The organism is Labedella endophytica, from assembly GCF_003990045.1.
In the GTDB taxonomy this organism is placed as follows: Bacteria; Actinomycetota; Actinomycetes; order Actinomycetales; family Microbacteriaceae; genus Labedella; species Labedella endophytica.
Map to the genome: position 1 here is coordinate 19,959 of NZ_RZGZ01000005.1, position 25,444 is coordinate 45,402.

The window sequence follows — 25,444 nt, forward strand, 5'->3', positions numbered from 1 at the left end:
AGGGGCGCCGTTCTCTGTGCGCGGCGCGGAGGCGGGGCGCAGGGTCTACGCGGACTTCTCCTGGCGACGCTCGGCGTGGGGGACGATCGTCGGAGCGGCGTTGTCGAGCACGGACGCCCGGGTGACCACGACGCGAGCGACCTCGTCCGTCGACGGCACCTCGAACATGATCGGCCCGAGGACCTCTTCCATGATCGCGCGGAGACCACGGGCACCGGTCTTGCGGAGAACCGCGAGGTCGGCGATCGCCTCGAGGGCGTCGGGAGCGAACTCGAGCTCGACCCCGTCGATCTGGAACATGCGCTGGTACTGCTTGACGAGCGCATTCCGGGGAACCGTGAGGATTTCCATGAGGGCGTGCTGGTCGAGCGGCGTCACCGTCGTCACGACGGGAAGTCGGCCGATGAACTCGGGGATGAGGCCGAACTTGTGGAGGTCTTCCGGCAGGACCTCGGTGAAGAGGTCGATCTCGTCGAGCTTCGAGTGCAGAGGGGCACCGAAGCCGATGCCCTTCTTGCCGGCGCGGGCCGAGATGATCTCCTCGAGCCCCGCGAAGGCGCCGGCGACGATGAACAGGACGTTCGTCGTGTCGATCTGAATGAACTCCTGGTGCGGGTGCTTGCGGCCGCCCTGCGGCGGAACGGAGGCGACGGTACCCTCGAGGATCTTGAGGAGGGCCTGCTGCACACCCTCGCCCGAGACGTCGCGCGTGATGGAGGGGTTCTCCGCCTTGCGCGCGATCTTGTCGACCTCGTCGATGTAGATGATGCCGCTCTCGGCGCGCTTGACGTCGTAGTCGGCGGCCTGGATGAGCTTGAGGAGGATGTTCTCGACGTCCTCGCCCACGTAGCCGGCCTCGGTGAGCGCGGTGGCATCGGCGACCGCGAAGGGGACGTTGAGCCGCTTCGCGAGCGTCTGAGCGAGATACGTCTTGCCGCACCCGGTGGGACCGATGAGCAGGATGTTGCTCTTGGCGATCTCGATGTCGTCGCCGAGGGCGTCCGCACTCGTGAGGGCCGACTTCGCCTTGACACGCTTGTAGTGGTTGTACACGGCGACGGACAGCGCCTTCTTCGCGGCGATCTGACCGATGACGTACTCCTCGAGGAAGGAGAAGATCTCCTTCGGCTTCGGGAGCTCGAAATCACCGGCCGGTTCTTCGCCGGCTTCCGCCAGACGTTCCTCGATGATCTCGTTGCAGAGTTCGACGCACTCGTCGCAGATGTAGACGCCGGGCCCCGCGATGAGCTGCTGGACCTGCTTCTGGCTCTTGCCGCAGAACGAGCACTTCAGGAGATCTGCGCTCTCGCCTATCCGAGCCATGCGGTCACTCCCTCTTACGCGGTGGTACGTACTGTTCTGTCAGCCTAGCCGCTCCCCCCGACAACGCTGCGCAACCGCCTCGGCTTTTCGAGGTCGATTGCGCAGCGTCGTGGAGCGGATCCGGACGGTGTCCGGGGATCAGCCCTGGGTAAGGGCCAGCGGGTTCTTCCGGGTCGTGAGGACCTGGTCGATGAGGCCGTACTCGAGGGCCTCGGCCGCGCCGAGGATCTTGTCCCGGTCGATGTCCTTGTTGACCTGCTCCTGCGAGCGGTTGGAGTGACGCGAGAGCGTCTCTTCCAGCCACGTACGCATGCGTAGGATCTCAGCCGCCTGGATCTCGATGTCCGAGGCCTGGCCCTGGCCCGCTTCGCCCACGGCTGGCTGGTGGATCAGGATGCGGGCGTTCGGGAGCGCGAGGCGCTTGCCGGGCGTACCGGCAGCGGTCAGCACCGCAGCCGCCGATGCCGCCTGGCCGAGAACGACCGTGGAGACGTGGGGGCGGATGTACTGCATCGTGTCGTAGATCGCCGTCATCGCGGTGAACGAGCCACCAGGCGAGTTGATGTACATGACGATGTCGCGATCGGGGTCCATGCTCTCGAGGACGAGGAGCTGGGCCATGACGTCGTCGGCCGACGCGTCGTCCACCTGGACTCCGAGGAAGATGATGCGGTCCTCGAAAAGCTTGGCGTAGGGGTCCTGGCGCTTGTAGCCGTAGGCGGTGCGCTCCTCGAAGCTCGGGAGGATGTAGCGCGCTCCCGGCATCTCCATGGAGCGGCCGGCCGCGGCGAACGTGGGGGTCTGCATGGGGTTCGTCCTGTCTCTCGTTCTCTGGCCGGCGATCAGACCGCGGGGTTTCCGGTGCCGCCGTCGGCGACCTCGGTGCCGCCGCCGCCGATCACTTCGGTCGCCGACTCGCGGATGTGGTCGACGAAGCCGTATTCGAGGGCCTGCTCGGCGGTGAACCAGCGGTCCCGGTCGCCGTCGGCGTTGACCTGCTCGAGCGACTTGCCCGTCTGGTCTGCCGTGATCTGGGCCAAACGGTTCTTCATGTCGATGATGAGCTGCGCCTGCGTCTGGATGTCGCTCGACGTCCCGCCGAATCCACCGTGCGGCTGGTGCAGCAGCACGCGCGCATTCGGCGTGATGTAGCGCTTGCCCTTGGTCCCGCTCGTGAGGAGCAACTGCCCCATCGAGGCCGCCATGCCGATTCCCACGGTGACGATGTCGTTCGGCACGAACTGCATCGTGTCGTAGATCGCCATGCCCGCGGTGATCGAGCCACCGGGCGAGTTGATGTAGAGGTAGATGTCCTTCTTGGGGTCCTCGGCCGCGAGGAGCAAGATCTTCGCGCAGATCTCGTTCGCGTTCTCATCCCGGACCTCGGAGCCCAGCCAGATGATCCGGTCCCTCAGAAGTCGATCGAATACACTCTGGGCCATCAGAGGCTCTGCCATGTCGCGCTCCGTTTCAGTTGTCGCTTGCGTTATCGAACTTATCGGGTGCAACGCACGCCGGTCGCCGTGTTCGCCGTGGGCGCATATCGCGCCGCGGTAACGACGAAGCGGGCCGCCGACCCGGAGGTCGAGGGCCCGCTCACGGGTGGATCTCGAGACTACTTCGAGGCCGACTCGTCGTCGGTCGCGTCGTCCGCGACGGTGTCGTCTTCGGACTCTTCGATCTCGTCGTCGTCGGAGGGGATGAACCCGCTCAGGTCGACGGGCTTGCCGTCGGTGTCGACGACCGAGACCTTGCCGAGGGTGATCGCGATCGCCTTGTTGCGTGCGACCTCGCCCATCATCTGCGGGATCTGACCGTTCTCGTCGAGTACCTTGATGAACTCGCCGGGCTCCATGCCGTACTGCGCGGCGCCCTGGATCAGGTACGAGGTGAGCTCCTCCTGGCTGACCTGGACCTTCTCGGTCTCGGCGATCTGGTCGAAGAGGATCTGCGTCTTGAACGTCTTCTCGCTCGACTCGGTCACCTCGGCACGGTGAGCGTCGTCCTCGAGACGACCCTCGCCCTCGAGGTGGCGGTGCACCTCGTCCTCGATGAGCTTCGGCGGAACGGGCACGTCGACCTTCTCGAGCAGCACGTCGACGAGCTTGGTGCGCGCCTCGTTGCCCTGACCGAACGCCTTCTGGCGCTCGACCTGTTCGGTGAGGCTGCCACGGAGCTCGGCGATCGTGTCGAACTCGCTCGCGATCTGCGCGAAGTCGTCGTCGGCCTCGGGGAGCTCGCGCTCCTTGACGGCCGTGATCGTCACGGTGATCTCCGCGGTCTCGCCGGCGTGCTCGCCACCGAGGAGGTCGGAGGAGAACGTCGTGGTCTCACCGGCCGTGAGCGACTCGAGGACCTCGTCGATGCCCTCGAGCAGCTCGCCCGAGCCGAGCTCGTAGGAGATGCCGGAGGCGTTGTCGACCTCTTCGCCGTTGATCGTGGCGATGAGGTCGATCTGGGCGAAGTCGCCGGTCTTGGCGGGACGGTCGACGGTCACGAGCGTGCCGAAGCGCGTGCGGAGACGCTCGAGCTCCTCGTCGATGTCGGCGTCGGTGACCGCTGCGGGCTCGACCTCGATCGTGATCTCGTCGAGAGCGGGCACCTCGACCTCGGGGCGCACGTCGACCTCGATCGTGACGAGCAGGTCGCCCGAGAAGTCCTTGTCACTCGGCCATCCGGTGATGTCGGCCTCGGGGCGTCCGAGCGTGCGGATGCCCTCGGTCGTGACGGCCTCGCGGTAGAACTTGTCGAGGCCCTCGTTGACGGCGTGCTCGAGCACGGCGCCCTTGCCGACGCGCTGGTCGATGATGGGCGGCGGGATCTTGCCCTTGCGGAATCCGGGCACGTTGATCTGCTCGGCGATGTGTCCGTAGGCGTGGTCGATGCTGGGCTTCAGCTCGTCCGGCGTCACGGCGATCGCGAGCTTGACGCGCGTCGGGCTGAGCTTTTCGACGGTGGTCTTCACGTTGGTACGTTCTCCTGTTTGATGGATCTGACGTCAGTGGTCGTGGTCGGGGCGACAGGATTCGAACCTGCGACCTCCCGGTCCCAAACCGGGCGCTCTACCAAGCTGAGCTACGCCCCGGCTGTCTCGAGCCGGCGGTCACTCGACCTCGCGGAGCTTCTCGTCGGGCGGATGGACCTCATGCAGTCTAGCCTCAATCGCGTCGCGCGCCTGGACTCGCGTGCACGAACCGGCCACGTCGATGTAGTAATGTTGCATCGCGTCTGCGGCCGAACAGGTCGTGGTCGACGTTTCACAATTGAATCCCGTTCGACGGAATCCCGTCGATTACGGGGCTGTAGCTTAGTGGTAAAGCCTCTGTCTTCCAAACAGATGATGCGAGTTCGATTCTCGTCAGCCCCTCCATTCCTCGCGATCTTGTTGGGTCGCGATTCCACGGCTCGTGGACCGGCGCGACGCCTCCGAGCCTGTGCGATCTCCGAGCCTGTGCGATCTCCGAGCCTGTGCGATCTCCGAGCCTGTGCGATCTCCGAGCCTGTGCCGATCTCCGAGCCTGTGCAACCGTTCAGCTGTTGCGAAGCGACGCCTCCTCCGCATCGCGGTGGTGTCGCCCTATCGGCCTCGGGCATCGCCGTAGGCTGGTGGGCATGATCAGCGCGGTGTCGGCATGAACGAGCGGGAGCAGCGACGACGCACGCGGGCACGCGCGCTCTGGACGTTCCTCGGCACCGCCTTCGCCGTCGCGGCTCTCTGCGCGTTCTTCCTCGGCCGCCCGGGGCTCGGTGCCGCATTCGTCGTCGGGGTCACGATCTGCCTCGGGGGCCTGACGCGGGTCGGCCGCATCAGCCCCCGAGGACGACGCTAGCCGCGCTCGTTCGCGGCGGCCGCGTCCGGCTTGACGATCGCGAGGGCGCCCGTCTCGGTGAACTCGCGCTCGATCTCGGCCTCCTTCTCCGTACCCGCCCGGTGCGTCGCGAGGCTCACGACGACGGAGATCACGAGGTTGGCGATGAAGCCGGGGATGATCTCGTAGAGCTCGGTCCCGAGGCTCGCCCAGATGAACACGGTCGCGGCACCCGCGACCATACCGGCGAGCGCGCCCCAGTTCGTGAGCTTCTTCCAGAACAGGCTGAGGAGGATGATCGGACCGAATGCGGCCCCGAACCCGGCCCAGGCGAATCCGACGAGAGCGAGGATCGAGTCCGACGGACTGATCGCGAGCACGCACGCGATGGCGGCGACGGCGAGGACCGCTCCGCGACCGGCGAGGACGAGCGTCTTCGGCTGCGGCTTCCTCTTCGCGACCACCATGAAGAGGTCCTCCACGAGTGCGGACGAGCACACGATGAGCTGGCTCGAGATCGTCGACATGATCGCGGCGAGCACGGCCGCGAGGATCAGTCCGCTCACGAGCGGGTGGAACAGCACCTGCGCCATGACGAGCACGATCGTCTCGGGATCGGAGATGTCGATGCCGTTCTGCTGTACGTAGGCGACCCCGACGATCCCCGAGACGATCGCACCGATCATCGACAGCAGCATCCATCCCATGCCGATGCGTCGACCGGCGATGGCCGAGTGCGGGTCCCGCAGAGCCATGAATCGCACGATGATGTGCGGCTGACCGCAATAGCCGAGGCCCCAACCGAGGGCCGAGACGATACCGACGACGGCGACCCAGTTCCAATCCTCGGGGATGAGCCCCGCGTGATCGACGCCCGAGGCGACGATCGCCTCGCTCACGCCGTCGAGGCCGCCGAGCGAGAAGATCGCGACGACCGGGATCGCGATGAGGGCGAGGAGCATCATGAGCCCCTGCACGACATCGGTGAAGGTCGCGCCGAGGAAGCCGCCGAAGAGCGTGTAGGCGAGCGTGACGCCCGCGACGAGCAGCATCCCGGTCAGGTAGTCGCCGTCGAAGGCGCTCTCGAAGAACACGCCGCCCGCGACCATGCCGGAGGAGATGTAGAAGGTGAAGAAGACGAGGACGACGACGCCGCTCACGAGACGCAGGGACCGTGACGTGTCGTGCAACCGGTTCTCGAAGTAGCTCGGCACCGTGATCGAGTTGTTCGCCACTTGCGTGTACGCGCGCAGACGCGGAGCGACGAAACGCCAGTTGAGGTACGCGCCGATGAGGAGCCCGATACCGATCCAGGCCTCGACGAGACCGGAGACGAAGATCGCGCCGGGCAGGCCCAGCATGAGCCATCCGGACATGTCGGACGCGCCCGCGCTGAGCGCTGCGGTGCCAGGGCTGAGGTTCCGACCCCCGAGCATGTAGTCCTCGTGGTCCTTGGTCTGCCGGAAGGCGTAGACGCCGATGCCGATCATGGCGGCGAAGTAGATCGCGAGGGCGATGAGATGGAATGTCAGGTCGGACACGGTGTCGGCTCCCTGGTGAGTCAGTCGTTCCGAGAAAAGGGCTTCCCCACGCTCGTCGTGCGGACCGAGCGCGCAGGATCAGCTCGGAATACTAGCGAGGATCACGCGGGAAGCCGAACCGTCGCGGTCCCTCGACCGCCTCCTCGGCCGGCTATCCCGCCGAGGCAGCGCGGTGGAGCGCACTCAGCTCGACATAGGTCGTAGCGTTCCTCCGCAACCCGTCGACCTCCTCCTCGGTGAGCGATCGGCGCACTCTCGCGGGCACGCCGGCCACGAGGCTCCGGGGAGGTACGACGGTCCCCTCGAGCACGACGGCTCCCCCGGCGACGAGGCATTCCTCGCCGATCTCGGCGCCGCTCAGGACCACCGCTCCCATGCCGATGAGGCTGCCGTCCCCGATCCGACAGCCGTGCACGACGGCATTGTGTCCGACGGAGACCCCGACCCCGATCGAGACGCCGTGTCCGGCATCGACGTGCACCGCGACGCCGTCCTGCAGGTTGCTGCGTTCTCCGATCTCGATCGGGGCACGTTCCGCGCGGAGCACCGCGTTGTACCAGACACTCGCGCCGGCACCGATTGTCACGTTCCCGACGATCCGGGCGCCCGGCGCGAGGAAGGCGTCCTCCGCGACCCGAGGCGCCGGCACTCCCGGCAGGGACAATGGCGGGCTGGCGGCGTCGGTCTCTTCGCTCATTCCGCAACGCTAGTCCGTCCATCCCGACGAGAGGAGGTCGGCCTGGGGAGAACGACCCGCCCCCAGATCCGGGGGACGGTCCCCTGCGACGACCGGGGCCTCTGGCAGAGTGTGCGACATGACCGAATCGCCGCACGCTCGGACCAGCCCGACGCCGAGATTCTGGCCGTCGTCGCCCCAGGATCTCGTCGACACCACCCTCTGCCCGTCGTGCTTCCGACGGCTGCCCGGCGCGGTGTGCGGATTCTGCGGTCTCGATCTCCGCTCACCGCTCTCCGCCGAACTCCTCGCGGTCGCTCGCTCGATCGTGCGCACCGAGTCCGAGCGACAGACGATCATCGCGCAAATCCGGCAGGAGGCGCTGGAGCGATCGGCGATCCCGGCCTCGCCCACCCCCGCCCGCCGCGCCCCACAGCCGTTCGCTCCGCCGTCTGCGCCGTCTGCGCCGTCTGCAACGTCAACGTCTGGCCCGTCAGCGTCTGACCCGTCAGCGATCGCCGCATCGGATACCGCGGCCGCTGGTGCGTGGCCTGCCGAGCCCGAGTCGCGGACGGCCACGACCGTCGGTCCTCCGCCGAGTCACATCCCTCGTGATCCCGGTGAGGCGAAGCGATCGCCCGGTCAGATCCTGCTCCTCACAGCCGGCGTCGTCATGGTGTCCGTGGCCGCCATCTTCTTCGCGGTCCTCGCCTACGTCGTCGCGTCCGTGGAACTCCGATCGGTCCTCACCGCGGTGGCGAGCCTCGTCGTACTCGGCATCGCCTGGGCGCTGCGTTCGCGTCACCTGGCCGGGACGGCCGAGGGGGTCGCGGTCATCGGAGTCGTCTTACTCCTGCTCGACGTCTGGATCATCCGGCTCAACCGATTGTTCGACGCCGACGCGCTCGACGCCTGGCTCTACACGGGGATCGCGTTCGCGGTTCTCATCGGAGTGCTGCTCGCGACCTCCCGGCTCACCGGATTGCGGTCGACGTCGGTGTCGGCCGCCGTCATCGCACCCGTCGGTCTGTTCTCTCTCGTGGTGGGGGCGACGGCCTCCCTCGCGGACGATTCGACCCGGGGCATGCTCGGAGCGGTGAGCGCGATGCTCCTGATCGCCCTCGAGCGCACCGCGCGGGTACCCGGCCCCGAGCGCGTCGTCCTCCGAGCGGTATCGCTCGTCGCGGGAGCCGTCGCGACCGCCATGGCCGCCCTGGCGTTCCCGTCGTTGACCGAAGCGGGCGCTCCCCTGGCCCTGACCATCACGACCGCAGCATGGTCGCTCGTGATCGGCGTTCTGCACCCTCGCTCGACATCCCCGGTCGGCGCTGCCTGGACGGTGCTCGCGTCGATCGGGCTCGCCCTCTCGGTGAGCGGTCTCGCCTTCGCCACCGCCCCGGCGCTCGGCGCGAGCTCCCCCGCGGACGACGCGTGGCGTCCCACACTCCTCGTGCTCGGCGCGACCGTCATCCTCGCGATCGCACGGAGAGTGGGGTCCGCCCTCCGTGCCACACTCCGTGTGGCAGCGGCGATCGTGAGCGGGATCGGTGCCCTTGCCGTCGTCCCGCCCCTCTGGGTGATCCTCGACGCTCTCGCGGACACACTGACCGCGGCGTGGTTCCGGTCGGGAGTCCTCGATCCGCTCGTCGCGCGAGCCGACGGGATCGCGGAATCGGCCTTCGGGGTGGCCGCGACCGCGCTCCTCTCACGGGTCGCCCTGCGGATCATCGGCCGGACCGCTTTCGCGCGGGGCGCCGCCTGGGTCCCCGTGGTCCTCGTCGCGATCGCCGTCACGGCCGGCGCCCTCGCCGTGCCGTGGGCTCTCGCGTCGGTCGCCCTGCTCCTCGTGGGGGCGACGGTGTCCCTGGCCACGGCGAGACGACGGCGGCTGCCGGCCGTCGTGCGGGCGAGCGCTTTCGGCTGCGGTATCGGTCTACTCGTGCTGTGTGCGGCCCTCGCTCCCGCGAGTTCAGCCGCCTGGCCGATCATCACGCTACTCGTCGTCCTGGCCGCAGTGGCTGCGCGCCTCCTCGCCGCGGACGGGCGCGTGCCCGGACGCCCCCTCCCCGTCATCGCGTCGATCGCTGCGACCCTCATCGCCCTCGGTGCGGGGGGCGTCGCCCCGTCCTGGATCGCCACGATCGGCACCGCAGCCCCGCGGGTCCCCGACGCCTTTGGGGTCGCCGCCGTCGGCGCCGTGATCCTCGTCGTCCTCGCTCTGCTCGGCGATCGGGTGCCCCGGGTCGACGCGATCGTCACCGCGGCGATCGCGACGGTCGCGACTCTCGGCGCCTGGCTCGCCGTCGCCGTCGTCCAGACCGCATGGTCGGACGTCGGCTGGCGCGTCGCGCTCGCCGCGGTCGTTCTCGTCGCCCAGGGGGCCTGGTTGCGCGCATCGCGTCCGGTGCCGCCGCGCATCATCGCCGCCGCGACGTGCGTGCCGACGACCGCGATCCTCGCGGCGGAACTCTCCGTGCTCCTCGCGCGCTCTGTCGAGGGCCTCGGCACTCTGGCCGCCGCAACCGTCCTCGTGCTCGTTGCCGCCGTCGGTGCGGTGCGGTCGAACGCCAGCCGCGGGACCGCTCCCTCCGTGGAGCCCACCCGGAACCGGGCCCGTGTCGCGCTCGCCGCAGAGATCGCCCTCTTCGTCACGGGAGGAGCGGTCGTCGTCCTCACCGCGATCGAGGGATCCCCGATCGGTCCGCTCTCCCTGCTCGTCCTCGCCGTCGCGCCCGTCCTGGTGGCGTTCCGCCCCATCGGCGACCGCTACCCACGCCGTCACCTCGCGTGGTTCGGCGCTCTCCTCGCGGTGGGTGCCCTCTGGTGGTTCCTCGGCGATCGGGGTGAGGAGACCATCGAGTACTACTCGCTCCCCGTCGCCGGGCTGCTCCTCGTCATCGCCTCCGTCTCCCTCGTCATCCGGCGCCGCGACTCCTCGCATGCGCCGACCTCACCCTCCCGGCTGCTCGGGACCGAAGCCGTCCTGGCCGGGGCCATCACCGTGGCCGTCCTCCCCAGCACCTTCGCATCCACCACCGGCGACTCTCTGCGTGGCCAGCTGGTCGTCGGGGCCGGACTGCTGCTCCTCCTCGTGTGCCTCGTCGCCGTCCGCGACACGGCCACGGTGCGTGCTCGATCGATCGGATGGTTCGGAGCCGTCGTCGCCGTCGCGGCCCCCGTCCTGATCGGTTCCCTCGCGAACCCCCTCCGAGCGGGCGACGAGGCTGTGGCCGAACGGCTGTGGTTGCTCGCCGTCGTCTCCGTCGCCCTCCTCGGCGGGGCCATCACCGTATCCCGGCTGCGTCCGTCGCTCGCGCTCGGTCACGTCGCAGCGACCGCCTCGGGCCCCACCATCGCGATCGTCATCGCGCTCGCCGTCTTGCGCGGAGAGATCGGAGGCACGTCGGCACTCCCGTGGTTGCTCGTGATCTGCGCCATCGCGGTGGTCGCGACGACGAGGCCCGAACGGATCGCATCGATCACCGTGACCACGTCCGTCGTCGGGGGCATCGGTGTGGGCATCGCGATGCTCGGCGCCGTTCCAGACGTCGAGTGGGTGAGTGTCCCGCTCGGATCCGCCGCCGTCGTGGCCGGGGCGCTCGCCCTCCGACGACGACCAGACGCTCGATCCTGGCCGATGCTCGCTCCGGGGCTCGTGCTCTTGCTCCTTCCGTCCCTCGCGCATGACTTCGGCGACACAACGCTGTGGCGGGTGGTGGCCGTCGGTGTCGCCGCAGTGGTCGTCCTCCTCATCGGGGTGTGGTGGCGTCTGCAGGCTCCGCTCGTCATCGGAGGAGTCGTCGTCATCGTCCACGCCCTCGCGCAGCTGTGGCCCTGGATCTCGGGGCTCTACGAGGCCGGCTACTGGTGGCTGTGGGCGGGGATCGGAGGAACGGTGCTCATCGTCTTCGCCGCCCGCTACGAGCAGCGGATGCGCGACATCCGCTCGGCGAGGACGGCGCTCCTGGCCCTTCGGTGAGGCTTGCCTTAGAAGAAAACCCCAGGTCAAACGCAACTAAGCCGAGCCTTGTCTTGCTTGCGGAATGACGAGGGACGCGTACGGTTGTACCCAGTAGACCTCAAGGAGAGCAGCATGACCGATATCACCGTTTCCCAGACCTCCGTCAGCCCCGACGTCGCCGCCGGCGTCGCCCAGTTCCTCAGCCCCCTCGTGATCGACCTCACGGCGATCGTCGTCAACGGCAAGCAGGCTCACTGGCACGTGCGCGGAGCGAACTTCATCGGCGTGCACGAGCTGCTGGACGACGTCGTCGCCCACGCCCAGGAGTGGGCCGACCTCGCCGCGGAGCGCATCGTCGCTCTCGGCCTGCCGATCGACGCCCGCCTCGCGACTGTCGCGTCGAAGACCACGACCGGTACGCTGACCGCCGGATTCCAGCAGTCCGACAACACGATCGCCGAGATCGTCGCTCAGATCGACGCAGCGCTCGTGGGCGTGCACGCCGCCGTCGACGAACTGGGCGAGATCGACGCCTCGAGTCAGGACGTCGCGATCGAGATCGCCCGTGGCCTCGAGAAGGACCGCTGGTTCCTCGTCGCCCACATCAGCAAGTAGTCGGTCGTACCTCTCCGCACTCCGAATATGACGAAGGACCCTCCCGATGACCGGGAGGGTCCTTCGTCATGTCCGGCGCGGGCCGGGTCTCGGTCTCGTCAGGCCTGGCAGACCGGGCACCAGTAGAGCTTGCGCGCACCCATCTCCTCGAGGACGATCGACGTCCCGCACACGCGACACGGCAGACCCTCACGCTTGTACACCCAGTGACGATCGGCGCGGTGCGACATCGCTCGTCGGTAGCCGGCCTCGTCGAGATCGTCCATCGTCATCATCTGCCCCGTCTCGACCCCGATCCGAAGCAGCTCCACCCAGTCTCGCCAGAGGGCGCGCAACGTGTCCGTGGGGACGAGCTTCCCTGCCGTGTGCGGGTTGAGGCGTGCCCGGAAGAGGAGCTCCGCGCGATACACGTTGCCGATCCCGCTGACGACCGACTGGTCCATCAGGAGGAGACCGATCGCGACGCCCCGCTTCCCCGCGCGTTCGACGAAGCGCCGTTCCCCCGTTTCGATCTCGTCCACGAGAGGATCCGGCCCCAAGCGGTCGATGACGGCCTGGACGCCGACGGCGTCGAGCAGCTCGCACGCGGTCGGTCCGCGGAGGTCCGCGACGGCGTCCTGCGTCAGCAAACGCACCCGGACGGCGCCGACGGGAGGCGCCGGGAACGACTCGCCCTCCTGCTCCGGGAGGTCATTCGTCTGCTCCGACATGCGCACGCGGGATCGACGGGGAGCTCCGATGCTCGACACCGAGTCCTCGAACGCACCGTCGGCGACCGTGTCGGAACGACCCTCGGCCGGGAGGACCGTGCCGCGCTGATTGGTCTGCCCCATCCGCCCACCGGCCGACATGATGGTCGGATCCGTGTCGATCCGCCCGGCGAAGTCCCACGCCCCGTAGAGCCCCAGGTGCACGCGGAGGAACACTCCCCCGTCGAACTCGAGGAACATCTGCTTGCCCACGGCGACGGCACCGAGCATCTCGCGCCCATCGAGCACCGTCGCTCCCTCCGCGAACCGTCCCTGTGGCGACGACGCCGTCACCCGGCGACCGACGAAGTTGTGCCCGAACTGACGGGCGATGCGGTGGACGGAATGACCCTCAGGCATCGGTGGGGCGCGACTCCTCGTACGCGGCGATCTGGCCGATGCGCCGCACGTGGCGCTCATCGTGTGAGAACGGCTCGGCGATGAAGGCGTCGATGAACGAGATCGCCTCGTCCTCGGGGTGCTGACGCGCTCCGATCGAGATCACATTGGCGTCGTTGTGTTGACGGGCGAGCAGCGCCGTGCTCTCGTTCCACACGAGGGCGGCCCGGATGCCGTCGACCTTGTTCGCGGCGATCTGCTCGCCGTTACCCGAACCGCCGAAGACCACTCCGAGCGCGTCGACCCCCGCCGCCTGATCGCGCACGACCGCTTCGGCCGCCGCGATGCAGAACGCGGGGTAGTCGTCGAGCGGCTCGTAGGACGTGGGACCGTGATCGACGACCTCATGGCCGGCCCGGATCAAGTGGTCCTGCAGCCGACGGGACAACTCGAGTCCGGCGTGATCGGTGGCGATGTGGATGCGCATGCGCCCAGTTTAGGGTCGTGCGAATACCTCGACGCGCGATCGACGAGGTCCGTTCAGTCGAAGATCGGGTCGACCGTGCGGGTGCGCTTGAGCTCGAAGAATCCGGGGTAACGGGCCGCCGCGACGATGCCGTCCCACAGCGCGAGCGCTTCGTCGCCCTTGGGGGCGGGAGAGATCACAGGACCGAAGAAGGCGACGCCGTCGACCGACACGATGGGGGTGCCGACCTCCTGGCCGACGCGTCCGATCCCGTCGGCGTGGCTTGACCGCATGGGACCGTCGAATTCGTCCGAGTCCGCGTGACGCGCGAAGTCGGCGTCGAGACCGACCTCCTCGAGGGCTCCCGCGATCACCGAGTCGACGTCTGTGCTGCCGCCCGGGTGGATCCGCGTGCCGAGAGCGTCGTAGAGCGGCTTGACGATCGCGTCGCCGTGCAGCTCCTTCGCCGCCGAGACGAGGCGCGTGTAGCGCAGCGCGCGCGGGAAGAAGGCGCGGTAGTCCTCCGAGACGTCCTTGTCCTCGTTCAAGACGGCGAGGCTCATGATGTGCCAGGTGACGTCGAGGGGGCGCTGCCGCGCGACCTCGTCGACCCACCGGGAGGTCATCCATGCCCAGGGGCAGGACGGATCGAACCAGAAGTCCACGGAAACCGGCGCGCTCGTCTGATCGGAGGAAGTCATGATCCGACTCTAACGCCCGGGCTCCGGCGCGAGGGCCCGCACTAGGCTTGCCGATGGACAGAATCCATACAGATCACAGGAGGCACTGTTGCCCGGAGAGAACCTCACCCGCGCCGAAGCGATCGAACGGGCGGCCATCGTGTCGACGTCGAGCTACGACGTCACGCTCGACCTCACCACCGGTGACGAGACGTTCCTCAGCACCACCACGGTCCGCTTCTCGGCCACCGCTGGAGCATCGACGTTCATCGACGCCATCACGGCCCAGGTCCACTCGGTCACGCTCAACGGACGCGAGCTCGACCCTGCCGTCGTGAGCGACGGCGTGCGTATCGCGATCGACGGCCTCGCCGAGGAGAACGAACTCACCATCGTCGCCGACGCGCTCTACACGAACACCGGCGAGGGGCTGCACCGCTTCGTCGACCCCGTCGACGGCGAGGTGTACCTGTACTCGCAGTTCGAGGTTCCCGACTCTCGCCGGGTGTTCGCGGTCTTCGAGCAGCCCGACCTCAAGGCGACGTTCTCCTTCACCGTCACGGCGCCGTCGGCGTGGGCCGTCGTGAGCAACTCCCCCACCCCCGAGCCGGTCCCCGCGGGAGACGGCGTCAGCACGTGGACCTTCGCTCCCACGCCGGTCCTGTCGTCCTACGTCACGGCGATCGTCGCGGGACCCTATGTGTCCGTGCACAGCGAGCTCACCTCGAACGACGGTCGCACGATCCCCCTCGGCATCTACGCACGCAAGAGCCTGGCCGACTTCGTGGACTCCGACTACATCTTCGACAAGACCCGCGAGGGCTTCGCGTTCTACGAGAACGCCTTCGGCATGGCGTACCCGTTCGAGAAGTACGACCAGCTGTTCGTGCCGGAGTTCAACGCCGGCGCCATGGAGAACGCCGGAGCGATCACCTTCACGGAGACCTACGTCTTCCGCTCCAAGGTGACGGACGCCGTCAAGGAACGCCGCGTCGTCACGATCCTCCACGAGCTCGCCCACATGTGGTTCGGCGACCTCGTCACCATGAAGTGGTGGAACGACCTCTGGCTGAACGAGTCCTTCGCCGAGTACGCCTCGACGCTCGCTGTCGCCGAGGCGACCGAGTGGACCGAGGCATGGACGACGTTCTCCGCAATGGAGAAGTCGTGGGCGTACAAGCAGGACCAGCTGCCCTCGACACACCCGATCGTCGCGGAGATCCGCGACCTCGAGGACGTCCAGGTCAACTTCGACGGCATCACCTACGCCAAGGGCGCCTCCGTGCTGAAGCAGCTCGTCGCGTGGGTCGGCCAGGAGGACTTCCTCGCCGGGGTCTCCGCGTACTTCGCGAAACACGCCTACGGCAACACGGTCCTCACAGACCTCCTCGACGAGCTCGAGGCCACGAGCGGGCGCGAACTCCGGTCCTGGTCGAAGCTGTGGCTCGAGACCGCGGGCGTCAACACGCTCCGTGCCGCGATCGAGACGGACGACGCCGGGGCCATCGCCTCGTTCGTCGTCGAGCAGTCGGCCGTGTCCGATTACCCGACGTTGCGACCGCACCGACTCGCGATCGGCTTCTACTCGCTCGAGGGCGAGAGCCTCGTACGCACGCACCGCGTGGAGATCGACGTCGACGGCGCCGAGTCCCCCGTGCCCGAGCTCATCGGACTGACGCGACCCGACCTCGTGCTCCTGAACGACGACGATCTCGCGTACGCCAAGATCCGCCTCGACGACGTGTCGCTCGCCACGGCGATCGCGCACCTCTCGGACATCGAGAGCCCGCTCGCGCGGTCGCTCGTGTGGGGTTCGGCCTGGGACGCGACCCGCGACGCGGAGACGCCGGCGAGCGACTACGTGTCGCTCGTGCTCGGCAACATCGCGAGCGAGACCGAGTCGACGACCATCCGCACGACGCTCAGCCAGCTGCTGCTCGCCGTCGGTGCCTACGTGGCTCCGGAGAAGCAGAAGGAGACGGCCCACGAGGCCGCGTCGACGCTGTGGACCCTGGCGCGGAACGCCGAGCCGGGGAGCGACGCCCAGTTCCAGTTCGTCAAGTTCTTCGCGGCACTCGCATCGGCCGACGAGCACCTCGACGTCATCGAGGATCTGCGCGACCGTACCGAGACCCTCGAAGGCCTCGACATCGACACCGACCTCGGCTGGGAGCTCCTCATCGCTCTCGCCGCCGGTGGCCGCGCCGACGGCGACCTCATCGACGCCGAGCTCGCGGCGGACAACACGGCGACGGGTCAGCAGTCGGCCGCCCACGCACGAGCGGCGATCCCGACGTCCGAGGGCAAGGCGGCCGCGTGGTCCTCGGTGTTCGGCTCCGACAAGCTGCCGAACACGATCGTCCGCACGACGGGACTGGGCTTCCAGCGCGCCGCGGACAGCGAGGTGCTCCGACCCTTCGTGGAGCGGTACTTCGCCTCGATCGAGCAGATCTGGGAGTCGCGCAGCTACAAGATCGCCGAGTACCTCGTGGCCGGCATGTACCCGTCGGCGCTCGCCGATCAGGGACTCGTCGACATGACGCGATCGTGGCTCTCCGCCAACGCGGACGCGGCCCCGGCGCTCCGCCGCCTCGTGGTCGAGAACCTCGCCGGAGTCGAACGGGCGGTCGCCGCTCAGGCACGCGACGCGCGCTGATCGATCCCTCCAACGAACGCCGGGTCCCGTTTCGGGGCCCGGCGTTCAGGGTTTCCGGACGGGGCCGTCGCTAGTCTTGAACCAATGAACCTCACCGAGATCCAGACGGCCATGGACGTCTTCTTCGCCACCTTCCTCGGCAAGCTCGCGCTCATCGCCCTGATCGTCCTGTTCGCCTTCGCGACGGTCTGGCTGATGCGCCTCGTGATCCGACACGTCGTCGACCGCATCGTCAACGGCGTCAAGCGGCAGAACAACGCCGATGACACGAAGGAGCTGTCCGTCTCGCCGCTCGCCGCCGTGCGGGTCGTGCAGCGCACGCGCACCATCGGCACGGTTCTCTCGAACATCGTCAACGTCGTCGTGTCGGTCATCTCGATCGTGCTCATCGTCAACACGATCGACCAGAGCATCATCGGTTCCCTCGCTCTCCTCACCGCTGCGCTCGGCGCGGGCCTCGGTTTCGGTGCGCAGAACATCGTCAAGGACGTGCTCAACGGTCTCTTCATGGTGATGGAGGACCAGCTCGGCGTCGGAGACGTCGTCGACCTCGGGCCGGCGACGGGTGTCGTCGAGGCCGTCGGGATCCGCATCACCCAGGTCCGCGACGTGAACGGGACGCTCTGGTTCGTCCGGAACGGTGAGATCCTGCGCGTCGGAAACATGTCGCAGGGCTGGGCCCGAGTGATCGTCGATCTCGCCGTGCCCTACGACGTCGACGTCGACGCGGTGCAGGACACGCTGCTCGAGACCGCGTCGACCTTCTCGCGCGAGACGAAGTGGCGCACTCGCATCCTCGAGCGCCCCGAGTCCTGGGGCCTCGAGAGCATCTCGGACGACGCGCTCGTGGTGCGTCTCGTCATCAAGACCCGGACGAGCGCCAAGGACGACGTCGCGCGCGAGCTTCGGCTGCGCCTGAAGGCAGCGATGGACGAGATGGACGTCAAGCTGCCCTCGCTCAAGAGCGTCGTGCTCGAGGGCTTCGATGGAGCGGCGAGCGTCTCCGGTGCGCGACCCCCGCGCACGAAGCCCGTCGGCGTCGTCGACATGCCCGTCACCAAGAAGCCACCACGCGGCCGCCGGCCGAAAGCCGGCACCGATGGGAAGACGGGAGCCCCGAATGAATGATCTGCTCGCGAAGTCCTTCTACGACGACGTCGGCGGACGGCCGACCTTCGAGAAGCTCGTCACCGAGTTCTACCGCGGCGTCGCGGGAGACCCGGTGCTGAAGCCGATGTACCCGGAGGAGGATCTCGGCCCCGCTGCGGAGCGACTCCTGCTCTTCCTCGAGCAGTACTGGGGCGGGCCGTCGACCTACGGCGAGACGCGCGGTCACCCGCGTCTCCGCATGCGGCACATGCCATTCAAGGTGAACCCGGACGCCCGTGACCGGTGGCTCCTCCACATGCGGACGGCGCTCGACACCCTCGACCTGTCGCCCCTGCACGAGGCCGAGCTGTGGGCCTATCTCGAGCGTGCGGCCCACGCGATGGTCAACACCTTCGACGAGTAGGTCGTCGGCGTCAGAGGGCGCTGCGCCGAGCGAGGACGTGTCCGCGCCGGGGGCTCAGCCGCACCCACGAGCCGCTCGCGAAGATGGGAACGGACTCCGCCCCATCGGGGATGAATCCGTAGGCGTCCGCGGCGAAGGCAGCCCCGGCCGGTAGGTCGTCGCGCCCGGCGATCGGACGTGCCCAGACGCCCTGGCGGACGGAATGCACGATGTGGTCTCCCGCCGCCGTTGGCACGGAATCGGCCACCTCGGCGACCCCGCTCCGCGTCGCGTCGGCGAGAGCCGCCGCAGGCACCTCACCGACCGGCAGCCAGCCCGATCGCGGTGGTGAGATGCCGGCCCAGACGGTCCCGACGCGCTGGTCCGGGAGGACCAGATCGAGGGACTCCCCCGAGCTCGTATCCGGGGTCGCCAGTCGGTCGAGCACTCCGCGCACGGGCACCACGATGTCGAGGTCGGTCTCCGAGGCGGCCCGCATCGTCCGCAGGCCCAATACCGTGAAGCCCCGATCCATGAGGCCGCGGGGCGACAGCGCCGCCGTGTACAGGGCGAGGACGCCGCCAGCGAGGACGAGGCGAACGGCCGTGTCGTCCACGCGGGCGGCGCGTGTCAGGAACGTGCGCAGATCGGAGACGGACGCGGGGTCGGGGAAAGTGATGGTGGTACTCATGTGCTCATAAACTTACGTGACCGGCGCCACCGCGGCGTCCAGAGAGGCCCGCTGATGAACCCGATCGAGTCGCTCCTCCGCACGATGGACCTCACCGACACAGGAGCTCGCACGACCGATGACATCTTCACCGGTCCGTCGCAGTGGATGCCGCACGGCCGCGTGTACGGCGGACAGGTGCTCGCGCAATCGCTGACGGCTTCGATGCGGACGGTACCCGAGGACCGCTCGGTCCACTCGATGCACGGGTACTTCCTGCGCGCCGGGGATGCGAGCAGGCCGATCACGTTCGCGGTGGATCGTATCCACGACGGTCGCTCCTTCTCCACCCGCCGGACGCAGGCTTACCAGAACGGGGTCCCGATCCTGTCGCTCATCGCCTCGTTCCAGGACCACGACGACGGTCTCGAGCACCAGCACCTCGTCCCGGAGGGCATCCCCCAGCCGGAGGACCTGCCGTCGGCGGCCGAGGTGCTCGCCGACATCGACCACCCGATCGCGCAGACGTGGGCGAATGATCGTCCGTTCGACATGCGCCACGTGCCCTCGCCGATCTATCTGAGTGTCGACGGCGAGCACACCGACCGGCAGGCCGTCTGGATGCGCGCAACGAGTCCTCTGCCCGATTCGCCCCTCATCCACCAGGCGGCGCTCGCCTACGCGAGCGACTACACCATCCTCGAGCCGGTGCTCCGTCGCCACGGCATCCCGTGGGCGACGCCCGGGGCCAAGATCGCGAGTCTCGACCACGCCATGTGGTGGCACCGCCCCGCGCGCGTGGACGACTGGCTGCTCTACGTCCAGGACTCGCCGAGCGCGACCGGCGGTCGCGGGCTCTCGCGCGGATCGTTCTTCACGCGGAGCGGCGAGCTCGTGGCGACGGTGGCCCAGGAGGGGATGGTCCGCATCCCGTCGTGAGCGGCATCACTCCGCGTGCGGGCCTGCGTCAGGAGCGCGAGCGTCCGAGTTGCAGCGGTTCGCCCAGGTAGACCGACCAGGCGAGGCGCTCCTCGTCGGTGATCCGGCGCGGTCTGTTCGTCGCCGTGTCGAGGAGCACGATGGTGCTCACGGCGCGGGCGTACAGGTCTCCAGAGGCCTCCCCCGAGCCGAAGACGTCGTAGCAGACGTCGAGGCTCGCGCCCCCGAGGTGGGAGATCCACAGTTGCACGTCGAGCGGCGCGCGACGATAGGCGATGGGCGCGAGGTACACGACCTCGTGCCTCGCGATGAGCGTCACCGTGTCGGCCCCCACCTCGGCTTCGATGAGGGCCATGCCCCGGTCGACGCCGTCCTCGTCCTCGCCGCTGCGCCAGAACGCGCGCACACGCGCCTCTTCGAGGAGGCGCATGAGCTCGACGTTGTTGACGTGGTTGTACGCGTCGAGGTCGCCCCAGCGGAGGTGGACGGGGACGTGGACCCGCATCAGTCGCGGGTGAGCTTGCGGTACGCCGAGCGGTTCGGCTTGGCCGCGTCCGGTCCGAGGCGCTCGATCTTGTTCTCCTCGTACGCCTCGAAGTTGCCCTCGAACCAGTACCAGTTGCCCGGGTTCTCCTCGGTGCCCTCGTACGACAGGATGTGCGTCGCGATGCGGTCGAGGAACCACCGGTCGTGTGTGATGACCACGGCGCAGCCGGGGAATTCGAGCAGCGCGTTCTCGAGGCTTCCGAGGGTCTCAACGTCGAGGTCGTTGGTGGGCTCGTCGAGGAGGAGCAGGTTGCCGCCCTGCTTGAGCGTGAGCGCGAGATTCAGGCGGTTGCGCTCACCACCGGAGAGCACCCCGGCCTTCTTCTGCTGGTCCGGGCCCTTGAACCCGAACTGGGAGACGTAGGCCCGCGACGGGATCTCGGTCTTGCCGACCTGGATGTAGTCCTGGCCGTCTGAGACGACCTCCCAGAGGTTCTTGTTGGGGTCGATGCCCCCACGGCTCTGGTCGACGTAGGAGATGTCCACGGTCTCGCCGACCTTCAGGTTGCCGCCGTCGAGAGGCTCGAGGCCCACGATGGTCTTGAAGAGCGTCGTCTTTCCGACACCGTTCGGGCCGATGACGCCGACGATGCCGTTCCGCGGGAGCGTGAAGGTGAGTCCGTCGATCAGGATGCGGTCGCCGAAGCCCTTCTGGAGCTTCGACGCGTCGATGACCTGGCTGCCGAGGCGGGGGCCGACGGGGATGACGATCTCCTCGAAATCGAGGACGCGGGTGCGTTCGGCCTCGGAGGCCATCTCCTCGTAGCGGGCGAGCCGCGCCTTCGACTTGGCCTGGCGACCCTTCGCGTTCGAGCGGACCCACTCGAGCTCGGACGAGAGGCGCTTGGCGAGCTTCGCGTCCTTCTTGCCCTGGACGGAGAGGCGTTCCTGCTTCTTCTCGAGGTAGGTCGAGTAGTTGCCCTCGTAGGGGTACAGGTGCCCGCGGTCGACCTCGGCGATCCACTCCGCGACGTGGTCGAGGAAGTACCGGTCGTGTGTCACGGCGAGCACGGCGCCGGGATACTTGGCCAGGTGCTGCTCGAGCCAGAGCACGCTCTCGGCGTCGAGGTGGTTGGTGGGCTCGTCGAGCAGGAGCAGATCCGGCTTCTGGAGGAGGAGCTTGCAGAGAGCCACGCGGCGCTTCTCTCCACCGGACAGGTTCGCGACGCTCGCATCACCAGGGGGCGTGCGGAGCGCGTCCATCGCCTGTTCGAGCTGGGAGTCGAGGTCCCACGCGTCGGCGGCGTCGATGGCCTCCTGGAGGACTCCCATCTCGGCGAGGAGCGCGTCGAAGTCGGCATCGGGTTCGGCCATCGCGAGGGAGATCTCGTTGAAGCGATCGACCTTGCCCTTGATCTCCCCGACGCCCTCCTGGACGTTCTCGAGCACGGTCTTCGACTCGTCGAGCTCGGGCTCCTGCATGAGGATGCCCACCGAGAACCCGGGGGTCAGCTTCGCTTCGCCGTTGCTCGGGGTGTCGAGCCCGGCCATGATCTTGAGGATCGTGGACTTACCGGCGCCGTTCGGACCGACGACGCCGATCTTCGCGCCGGGAAGGAACGCCATCGTGACGTCGTCGAGGATGAGCTTGTCTCCGACCGCCTTGCGGGCGCGGACCATGGAATAGATGTATTCGGCCATATCCGTTCCATCCTAGGTGAGGCTCGGCGGGCGGCGCTCCCTACCAGTCGATGGCGCGGGTGTCGCCGATGAGGCAGAGTCCCGTGCCGAGCACCGGTTGCACGGTGGAGTGGTAGCCGTCGACGGCCGGGCCGAACTGTCCGATCAGACAGGAGTCGCCCCACCTCACGCTGAACTGGATCGACTCGGCTCGATCACCGAGGGTCGTCGCGTCGTTCGTGACCTCCATCGCGGCCTTGTCGAAACCGGCCGAGACCAGGGCGTCGACGAAGTCGCGCCCACCGGCATCGGCGTTCGCGGCCACGCCGGAGTTGACCTGGTCGAAGAAGGGCTTGTTGTCCTCGGCCGATCCATCCGGGACGAGGGCGACAGCGGTCGCCGTCTCCGTCGCCACCGGCGCGGGACTCGTCGTCTCGGGTTCGGCGGGCGGTTCGCTCGTGCAGCCGGAGACCACGACGACCGCGGCGAGCCCGAGGGCGGTGAGGAGTCCCCGGGAGACCGCGGTGAACCGGCGTGTGTCGAGTCGATCGGTTCCCACGGACGCTCCCTGTAGTCGGACCGCTGTGCGGTCGGTGACGTGCTCGTCCGAGTCTAGGAGACAAGCCTCAACCCCGGATGTCGAGGCCGATCGCCTCGGCGTGGACCTCGGCGGAGACCGCGCCGTCGTCCAGCGCCCGCAACACCAGCACGCCGCTCACCACCACCCGGTCCCCGGCTGCGACGGCCTTGCGCACGGAGCGGGCGAGATCGCCGAGCGCCGTGACGAGGACGCGGCCCGGGGCGGATCCGGCGGGAAGTCGGATGCGGGAGTCGTTCTCCGGGCGAGTTCGCACGCAGAAGCTCGCCACGGCGAGTCCCTCCGCCGTGACCACGATGCGGGGTGCTGCCTCGACGTGCCCGCCCACGCTGACGCGGTCTGCCATCGGCGCCCCTCTCGTCCCGCGAACCCGCCACGACGTGCCACCGTCCGGTGGACGATCGCCGCCCCGGTGCGAATGCCGGGTCCGCCGGAGCGACGACCGCTCATCGAGTATGCGCGTCGCGACCGCACCCGTCGGAGGTCGATCGACGTCGTGGGGATGCCGCGCCCATGGTCCGTCCTGTGGACGACGGGTCCGCACGCGACGCGTCTCGATCTGCTCGGCCGGGTCGATGTCGGTGGTCGCCCGTAGCGTTTCGTTCATCAGCATCGCGGGGCCGGCCGCGCACGAGGAAGGACATCAGCCATGATCGACACCATCGCGCCGGTTCCCGTCGCCTCCATCAGCACCGTCGGTTCTCCGATCGGCCGGTTGCGCATCGATGCTCGGGGAGACCGCCTGTGGCGCGTCTCGACCGACTCCTTCGCGGTGGTCGGACGCGTCGAGCGGATCGACACCGCAGGGGGCGAGGTCTACCTCGCGAAGCGATACTCGTCGTCCCACGCACGATTCGTGGACCACGGACGGTTCTGGTCGCTCGATGACGCGCTCGAGTGCCTTCGCGCGGGAGGGTGACGGGCGCCTGCGGAACGTCACACGTGAATGGGGGGCAGCAATGCGTCGCGCCACACACCGCGCCAATGCGCCGGTGGCGGGCCGCGCGGGGGTAACGTTCGGCGCATGGACTGGTGGAATGACTTCACGACGTGGCTGACCGCGTCGGACACGCGCCCGATTCTCTTCACGGCTGCCACGATCGTTCTCGCGATCATCGTGTCCGGCCTCGTCTCCGCCTCGATCGCGAAGGCCGCCGTGCGCCGCCTGGTCGATCAGCGCGAGCGCGAGCAGAAGGCCGCGGCCATCGCCGCGTTCATCGACGCCGCGACCGAGGCATCCGTGTGGAACTCGCTCACTCCCGGCGAGCAGGTGCTTGCCGATCGCGCGGTGGGCCAGGCCGACATCCACGTGCGTATGCTGCCGATCAAGTCTGCACCGATCGCAGCCGACTGGGCCGCTCACCAGCTCGCCGAGATGAAGCGCAACTCGGCGACGTTCGGGTACGAGCTCGCGCCGGCCCTCACCGAGTTCCGGGACCGCCTCATCGATTGGCAGAACCGTCCGTCGAAGGCGAAGCGGCTCTTCCAGAACGACATCGAGCGCTGGTCCTTCACCACCGACGAATCCGAGCGGGACCTCGTCCGTCGCCAGGACGGCTGGGTGGCGGAGCAGCACCACAAGGCGCACAGCTCCGCGCCAGACGCGAACTCGGCGCCGGCGCCGGCGGCCCAGTCCGCCCGCGCCGACGGCTCGTCGGCGGATGCGCCGACTCGCGTGCTCCCGTCGGACCGCTCGCTCGCCGAGAGCCGCACAGACACCCAGACGCAGAAACTCATCGAGGACGTCGCGGCCATCGACCAGCGCATCGCGGCAACGCAGAAGCCCCGCCTGCACGACGACCGCTCGGCCTGACGAACCCACCTCGCTCACGACGATGCCCTCCCGCTCACGAGCGGGAGGGCATCGTCGTCTCCGGTCTCGCCGAGCGACAGGGCCGATCGAGATGGCAGCCGGTCAGTTGGAGGGAGCGCGCCACCAGTCGTCGGACGGTGTGACCGGAACGGTGCGTTTGTGACGCGTGGCGAGGAAGCGGGTCTCGATCGCCTCCGCCACGTCGGCGGGCACCTCGCGCCCCTCCAGGTAGTCGTCGATGTCCTGATAGGTGAGACCGAGGTTCGCCTCGTCCGTCTGACCGGGGGTCTCGTCGAGAAGATCGGCCGTCGGCGCCTTCTCGTAGAGCCGCGCGGGAGCGTCGAGGTGGCGCAGGAGAGCCTTGCCCTGTCGCTTCGTGAGTCCGCTGAGCGGGAGGATGTCCGCCCCGCCATCGCCGAACTTGGTGAAGAACCCGGTGAGCGCCTCAGCCGCGTGGTCCGTCCCCACCACGAGCAGCGAACGCTGGCCGGCGATCGCGTACTGGGAGACCATGCGTGCCCGTGCCTTGACGTTGCCCTTGGTGAAGTCGGTCATCCGATCTCCCACGGCATCGGCGTACTCGTCGAAGAAGCCGTCGACCCCGCGCTTGACGTTGAAGGTCACGGTCCGGTCCGGAGAGATGAAGCCGAGGGCGAGCTGAGCATCGTCCTCGTCGTGCTGCACCCCGTACGGGAGCCGGACTGCGATGAACTCCGCTTCCCGCCCCTCGGACCGCAGTCGCTCGACCGCCAGCTGGCACAGGCGCCCGGCGAGCGAGGAGTCCTGTCCCCCGCTGATGCCGAGGACGAATCCCGAGGCCGAGGTGATCGTGGCGTATTCGACGAGGAACGCCACGCGTTCCTCGATCTCCCCGGCGGGATCGATTTCCGGAACGGAACCCAGTTCGGCAATGATGGCGCTCTGACGATCACTCATACCGCCAGCCTAACT

At 68.4% G+C, this 25,444-nt stretch carries 24 protein-coding genes and 2 tRNA genes; 10 read left to right on the forward strand and 16 right to left on the reverse strand.

All coding sequences use genetic code 11. From position 1 onward, the window contains the following. Nucleotides 1–45: 45 nt before the first annotated feature. The 5 genes from clpX to ELQ94_RS15205 all read right to left on the reverse strand — a co-directional run bounded on the left by clpX (nt 46) and on the right by ELQ94_RS15205 (nt 4,408). Nucleotides 46–1,323, reverse strand: coding sequence for an ATP-dependent Clp protease ATP-binding subunit ClpX (gene clpX / locus ELQ94_RS15185; protein ID WP_127051228.1), 1,278 nt, complete (start codon nt 1,321–1,323; stop codon nt 46–48). A gap of 138 nt (nt 1,324–1,461) precedes the next feature. Beyond that, entirely contained in the window at nt 1,462–2,130 is a 669-nt protein-coding gene (locus ELQ94_RS15190) for an ATP-dependent Clp protease proteolytic subunit (RefSeq protein WP_127051229.1), read from the reverse strand. Between the two features lie 35 nt (nt 2,131–2,165). Further along, complete coding sequence (locus tag ELQ94_RS15195; protein WP_127051230.1) at nt 2,166–2,780, reverse strand: ATP-dependent Clp protease proteolytic subunit; 615 nt, start codon at nt 2,778–2,780, stop codon at nt 2,166–2,168. A gap of 158 nt (nt 2,781–2,938) precedes the next feature. Then, nucleotides 2,939–4,288 (reverse strand): trigger factor, encoded by a 1,350-nt coding sequence (gene tig, locus ELQ94_RS15200; RefSeq protein ID WP_127051231.1) that lies wholly within the window; start codon nt 4,286–4,288, stop codon nt 2,939–2,941. A 43-nt stretch (nt 4,289–4,331) separates the two neighbouring features. Continuing rightward, a tRNA-Pro gene (locus tag ELQ94_RS15205) sits at nt 4,332–4,408 on the reverse strand. Nucleotides 4,409–4,619: 211 nt separating this feature from the next. Between ELQ94_RS15205 and ELQ94_RS15210 the strand changes: the two genes are divergently transcribed. Together ELQ94_RS15210 and ELQ94_RS15215 are read left to right on the forward strand one after the other, a co-directional pair. Next, nucleotides 4,620–4,693: transfer RNA gene (locus tag ELQ94_RS15210), tRNA-Gly, on the forward strand. Nucleotides 4,694–4,955: 262 nt separating this feature from the next. Further along, nucleotides 4,956–5,153 (forward strand): hypothetical protein, encoded by a 198-nt coding sequence (locus tag ELQ94_RS15215; RefSeq protein ID WP_127051232.1) that lies wholly within the window; start codon nt 4,956–4,958, stop codon nt 5,151–5,153. On the opposite strand, the gene putP is transcribed toward ELQ94_RS15215, so the two are convergent. Further along, nucleotides 5,150–6,673 carry a sodium/proline symporter PutP gene (gene putP, locus ELQ94_RS15220; protein ID WP_127051233.1) on the reverse strand — a complete coding sequence of 508 codons (1,524 nt, stop codon included), beginning with the start codon at nt 6,671–6,673 and terminating at the stop codon, nt 5,150–5,152. The two genes, ELQ94_RS15215 and putP, sit on opposite strands and share 4 nt — an antisense overlap. Before the next feature lie 151 nt (nt 6,674–6,824). Beyond that, on the reverse strand, nt 6,825–7,370 hold the full coding sequence (locus ELQ94_RS15225; RefSeq protein ID WP_127051234.1) for a gamma carbonic anhydrase family protein: 546 nt from the start codon (nt 7,368–7,370) through the stop codon (nt 6,825–6,827). A 118-nt stretch (nt 7,371–7,488) separates the two neighbouring features. Here ELQ94_RS15225 and ELQ94_RS15230 point away from each other — a divergent pair, with 118 nt between their 5' ends. Then, the gene (locus ELQ94_RS15230; RefSeq protein WP_127051235.1) at nt 7,489–11,328 is read left to right on the forward strand and encodes an SCO7613 C-terminal domain-containing membrane protein; all 3,840 of its coding nucleotides are present in this window, start codon (nt 7,489–7,491) and stop codon (nt 11,326–11,328) included. Nucleotides 11,329–11,442: 114 nt separating this feature from the next. After that, complete coding sequence (locus ELQ94_RS15235) at nt 11,443–11,925, forward strand: Dps family protein (protein ID WP_127051236.1); 483 nt, start codon at nt 11,443–11,445, stop codon at nt 11,923–11,925. A 98-nt stretch (nt 11,926–12,023) separates the two neighbouring features. Here ELQ94_RS15235 and ELQ94_RS15240 read toward each other — a convergent pair whose 3' ends face one another. The 3 genes from ELQ94_RS15240 to ELQ94_RS15250 are packed head-to-tail and all read right to left on the reverse strand — an operon-like array spanning nt 12,024 to nt 14,180. After that, nucleotides 12,024–13,034 carry an Fpg/Nei family DNA glycosylase gene (locus ELQ94_RS15240; RefSeq protein ID WP_127051237.1) on the reverse strand — a complete coding sequence of 337 codons (1,011 nt, stop codon included), beginning with the start codon at nt 13,032–13,034 and terminating at the stop codon, nt 12,024–12,026. After that, entirely contained in the window at nt 13,027–13,500 is a 474-nt protein-coding gene (locus tag ELQ94_RS15245; RefSeq protein WP_127051238.1) for a ribose-5-phosphate isomerase, read from the reverse strand. The genes ELQ94_RS15240 and ELQ94_RS15245 overlap by 8 nt, the downstream gene beginning before the upstream one ends. Nucleotides 13,501–13,553: 53 nt before the next feature. Then, on the reverse strand, nt 13,554–14,180 hold the full coding sequence (locus tag ELQ94_RS15250) for a mycothiol-dependent nitroreductase Rv2466c family protein (protein WP_127051239.1): 627 nt from the start codon (nt 14,178–14,180) through the stop codon (nt 13,554–13,556). An 88-nt stretch (nt 14,181–14,268) separates the two neighbouring features. On the opposite strand from ELQ94_RS15250, the gene pepN reads away from it, so the two are divergent. The 3 genes from pepN to ELQ94_RS15265 all read left to right on the forward strand — a co-directional run bounded on the left by pepN (nt 14,269) and on the right by ELQ94_RS15265 (nt 18,328). Further along, nucleotides 14,269–16,815 carry an aminopeptidase N gene (pepN, locus tag ELQ94_RS15255; RefSeq protein ID WP_127051240.1) on the forward strand — a complete coding sequence of 849 codons (2,547 nt, stop codon included), beginning with the start codon at nt 14,269–14,271 and terminating at the stop codon, nt 16,813–16,815. Nucleotides 16,816–16,899: 84 nt separating this feature from the next. Continuing rightward, nucleotides 16,900–17,943: a mechanosensitive ion channel family protein gene (locus tag ELQ94_RS15260; RefSeq protein ID WP_127051241.1), complete on the forward strand. Its 1,044-nt coding sequence runs from the start codon at nt 16,900–16,902 to the stop codon at nt 17,941–17,943. Then, entirely contained in the window at nt 17,936–18,328 is a 393-nt protein-coding gene (locus ELQ94_RS15265) for a globin (protein ID WP_127051242.1), read from the forward strand. The genes ELQ94_RS15260 and ELQ94_RS15265 overlap by 8 nt, the downstream gene beginning before the upstream one ends. 10 nt (nt 18,329–18,338) lie before the next feature. On the opposite strand, the gene ELQ94_RS15270 is transcribed toward ELQ94_RS15265, so the two are convergent. Continuing rightward, entirely contained in the window at nt 18,339–18,998 is a 660-nt protein-coding gene (locus ELQ94_RS15270) for a DUF8185 domain-containing protein (RefSeq protein WP_127051243.1), read from the reverse strand. A 54-nt stretch (nt 18,999–19,052) separates the two neighbouring features. Here ELQ94_RS15270 and ELQ94_RS15275 point away from each other — a divergent pair, with 54 nt between their 5' ends. Beyond that, nucleotides 19,053–19,916 carry an acyl-CoA thioesterase gene (locus ELQ94_RS15275; RefSeq protein WP_208007753.1) on the forward strand — a complete coding sequence of 288 codons (864 nt, stop codon included), beginning with the start codon at nt 19,053–19,055 and terminating at the stop codon, nt 19,914–19,916. A 28-nt stretch (nt 19,917–19,944) separates the two neighbouring features. On the opposite strand, the gene ELQ94_RS15280 is transcribed toward ELQ94_RS15275, so the two are convergent. The 4 genes from ELQ94_RS15280 to ELQ94_RS17375 all read right to left on the reverse strand — a co-directional run bounded on the left by ELQ94_RS15280 (nt 19,945) and on the right by ELQ94_RS17375 (nt 23,026). After that, complete coding sequence (locus tag ELQ94_RS15280; RefSeq protein WP_208007761.1) at nt 19,945–20,424, reverse strand: acyl-CoA thioesterase; 480 nt, start codon at nt 20,422–20,424, stop codon at nt 19,945–19,947. Further along, on the reverse strand, nt 20,421–22,103 hold the full coding sequence (ettA, locus tag ELQ94_RS15285; RefSeq protein ID WP_127051245.1) for an energy-dependent translational throttle protein EttA: 1,683 nt from the start codon (nt 22,101–22,103) through the stop codon (nt 20,421–20,423). The genes ELQ94_RS15280 and ettA overlap by 4 nt, the downstream gene beginning before the upstream one ends. A 40-nt stretch (nt 22,104–22,143) precedes the next feature. Then, entirely contained in the window at nt 22,144–22,641 is a 498-nt protein-coding gene (locus ELQ94_RS15290; protein ID WP_243697064.1) for a DUF6993 domain-containing protein, read from the reverse strand. Between the two features lie 67 nt (nt 22,642–22,708). Then, entirely contained in the window at nt 22,709–23,026 is a 318-nt protein-coding gene (locus tag ELQ94_RS17375) for a single-stranded DNA-binding protein (RefSeq protein ID WP_166404859.1), read from the reverse strand. Between the two features lie 303 nt (nt 23,027–23,329). On the opposite strand from ELQ94_RS17375, the gene ELQ94_RS15300 reads away from it, so the two are divergent. Together ELQ94_RS15300 and ELQ94_RS15305 are read left to right on the forward strand one after the other, a co-directional pair. After that, the gene (locus ELQ94_RS15300) at nt 23,330–23,599 is read left to right on the forward strand and encodes a hypothetical protein (RefSeq protein WP_127051247.1); all 270 of its coding nucleotides are present in this window, start codon (nt 23,330–23,332) and stop codon (nt 23,597–23,599) included. Between the two features lie 105 nt (nt 23,600–23,704). Then, complete coding sequence (locus ELQ94_RS15305; protein ID WP_208007755.1) at nt 23,705–24,493, forward strand: hypothetical protein; 789 nt, start codon at nt 23,705–23,707, stop codon at nt 24,491–24,493. 102 nt (nt 24,494–24,595) lie between these two features. On the opposite strand, the gene nadE is transcribed toward ELQ94_RS15305, so the two are convergent. Further along, a complete protein-coding gene (nadE, locus tag ELQ94_RS15310) occupies nt 24,596–25,429 on the reverse strand; it encodes an ammonia-dependent NAD(+) synthetase (protein ID WP_127051248.1) in 834 nt (277 codons plus the stop codon). Nucleotides 25,430–25,444: the final 15 nt, after the last annotated feature.

What these genes read in the sequence shown, in the direction of transcription:
- clpX (WP_127051228.1), bottom strand. Translation starts at nt 1,323, where the DNA reads ATGGCTCGGATAGGCGAGAGCGCAGATCTCCTGAAGTGCTCGTTCTGC.
- ELQ94_RS15190 (WP_127051229.1), bottom strand. Translation starts at nt 2,130, where the DNA reads ATGCAGACCCCCACGTTCGCCGCGGCCGGCCGCTCCATGGAGATGCCG.
- ELQ94_RS15195 (WP_127051230.1), bottom strand. Translation starts at nt 2,780, where the DNA reads ATGGCAGAGCCTCTGATGGCCCAGAGTGTATTCGATCGACTTCTGAGG.
- ELQ94_RS15215 (WP_127051232.1), top strand. Translation starts at nt 4,956, where the DNA reads ATGAACGAGCGGGAGCAGCGACGACGCACGCGGGCACGCGCGCTCTGG.
- ELQ94_RS15225 (WP_127051234.1), bottom strand. Translation starts at nt 7,370, where the DNA reads ATGAGCGAAGAGACCGACGCCGCCAGCCCGCCATTGTCCCTGCCGGGA.
- ELQ94_RS15230 (WP_127051235.1), top strand. Translation starts at nt 7,489, where the DNA reads ATGACCGAATCGCCGCACGCTCGGACCAGCCCGACGCCGAGATTCTGG.
- ELQ94_RS15235 (WP_127051236.1), top strand. Translation starts at nt 11,443, where the DNA reads ATGACCGATATCACCGTTTCCCAGACCTCCGTCAGCCCCGACGTCGCC.
- ELQ94_RS15240 (WP_127051237.1), bottom strand. Translation starts at nt 13,034, where the DNA reads ATGCCTGAGGGTCATTCCGTCCACCGCATCGCCCGTCAGTTCGGGCAC.
- ELQ94_RS15245 (WP_127051238.1), bottom strand. Translation starts at nt 13,500, where the DNA reads ATGCGCATCCACATCGCCACCGATCACGCCGGACTCGAGTTGTCCCGT.
- ELQ94_RS15250 (WP_127051239.1), bottom strand. Translation starts at nt 14,180, where the DNA reads ATGACTTCCTCCGATCAGACGAGCGCGCCGGTTTCCGTGGACTTCTGG.
- ELQ94_RS15260 (WP_127051241.1), top strand. Translation starts at nt 16,900, where the DNA reads ATGAACCTCACCGAGATCCAGACGGCCATGGACGTCTTCTTCGCCACC.
- ELQ94_RS15265 (WP_127051242.1), top strand. Translation starts at nt 17,936, where the DNA reads ATGAATGATCTGCTCGCGAAGTCCTTCTACGACGACGTCGGCGGACGG.
- ELQ94_RS15270 (WP_127051243.1), bottom strand. Translation starts at nt 18,998, where the DNA reads ATGAGTACCACCATCACTTTCCCCGACCCCGCGTCCGTCTCCGATCTG.
- ELQ94_RS15275 (WP_208007753.1), top strand. Translation starts at nt 19,053, where the DNA reads ATGAACCCGATCGAGTCGCTCCTCCGCACGATGGACCTCACCGACACA.
- ettA (WP_127051245.1), bottom strand. Translation starts at nt 22,103, where the DNA reads ATGGCCGAATACATCTATTCCATGGTCCGCGCCCGCAAGGCGGTCGGA.
- ELQ94_RS17375 (WP_166404859.1), bottom strand. Translation starts at nt 23,026, where the DNA reads ATGGCAGACCGCGTCAGCGTGGGCGGGCACGTCGAGGCAGCACCCCGC.
- ELQ94_RS15300 (WP_127051247.1), top strand. Translation starts at nt 23,330, where the DNA reads ATGATCGACACCATCGCGCCGGTTCCCGTCGCCTCCATCAGCACCGTC.
- ELQ94_RS15305 (WP_208007755.1), top strand. Translation starts at nt 23,705, where the DNA reads ATGGACTGGTGGAATGACTTCACGACGTGGCTGACCGCGTCGGACACG.
- nadE (WP_127051248.1), bottom strand. Translation starts at nt 25,429, where the DNA reads ATGAGTGATCGTCAGAGCGCCATCATTGCCGAACTGGGTTCCGTTCCG.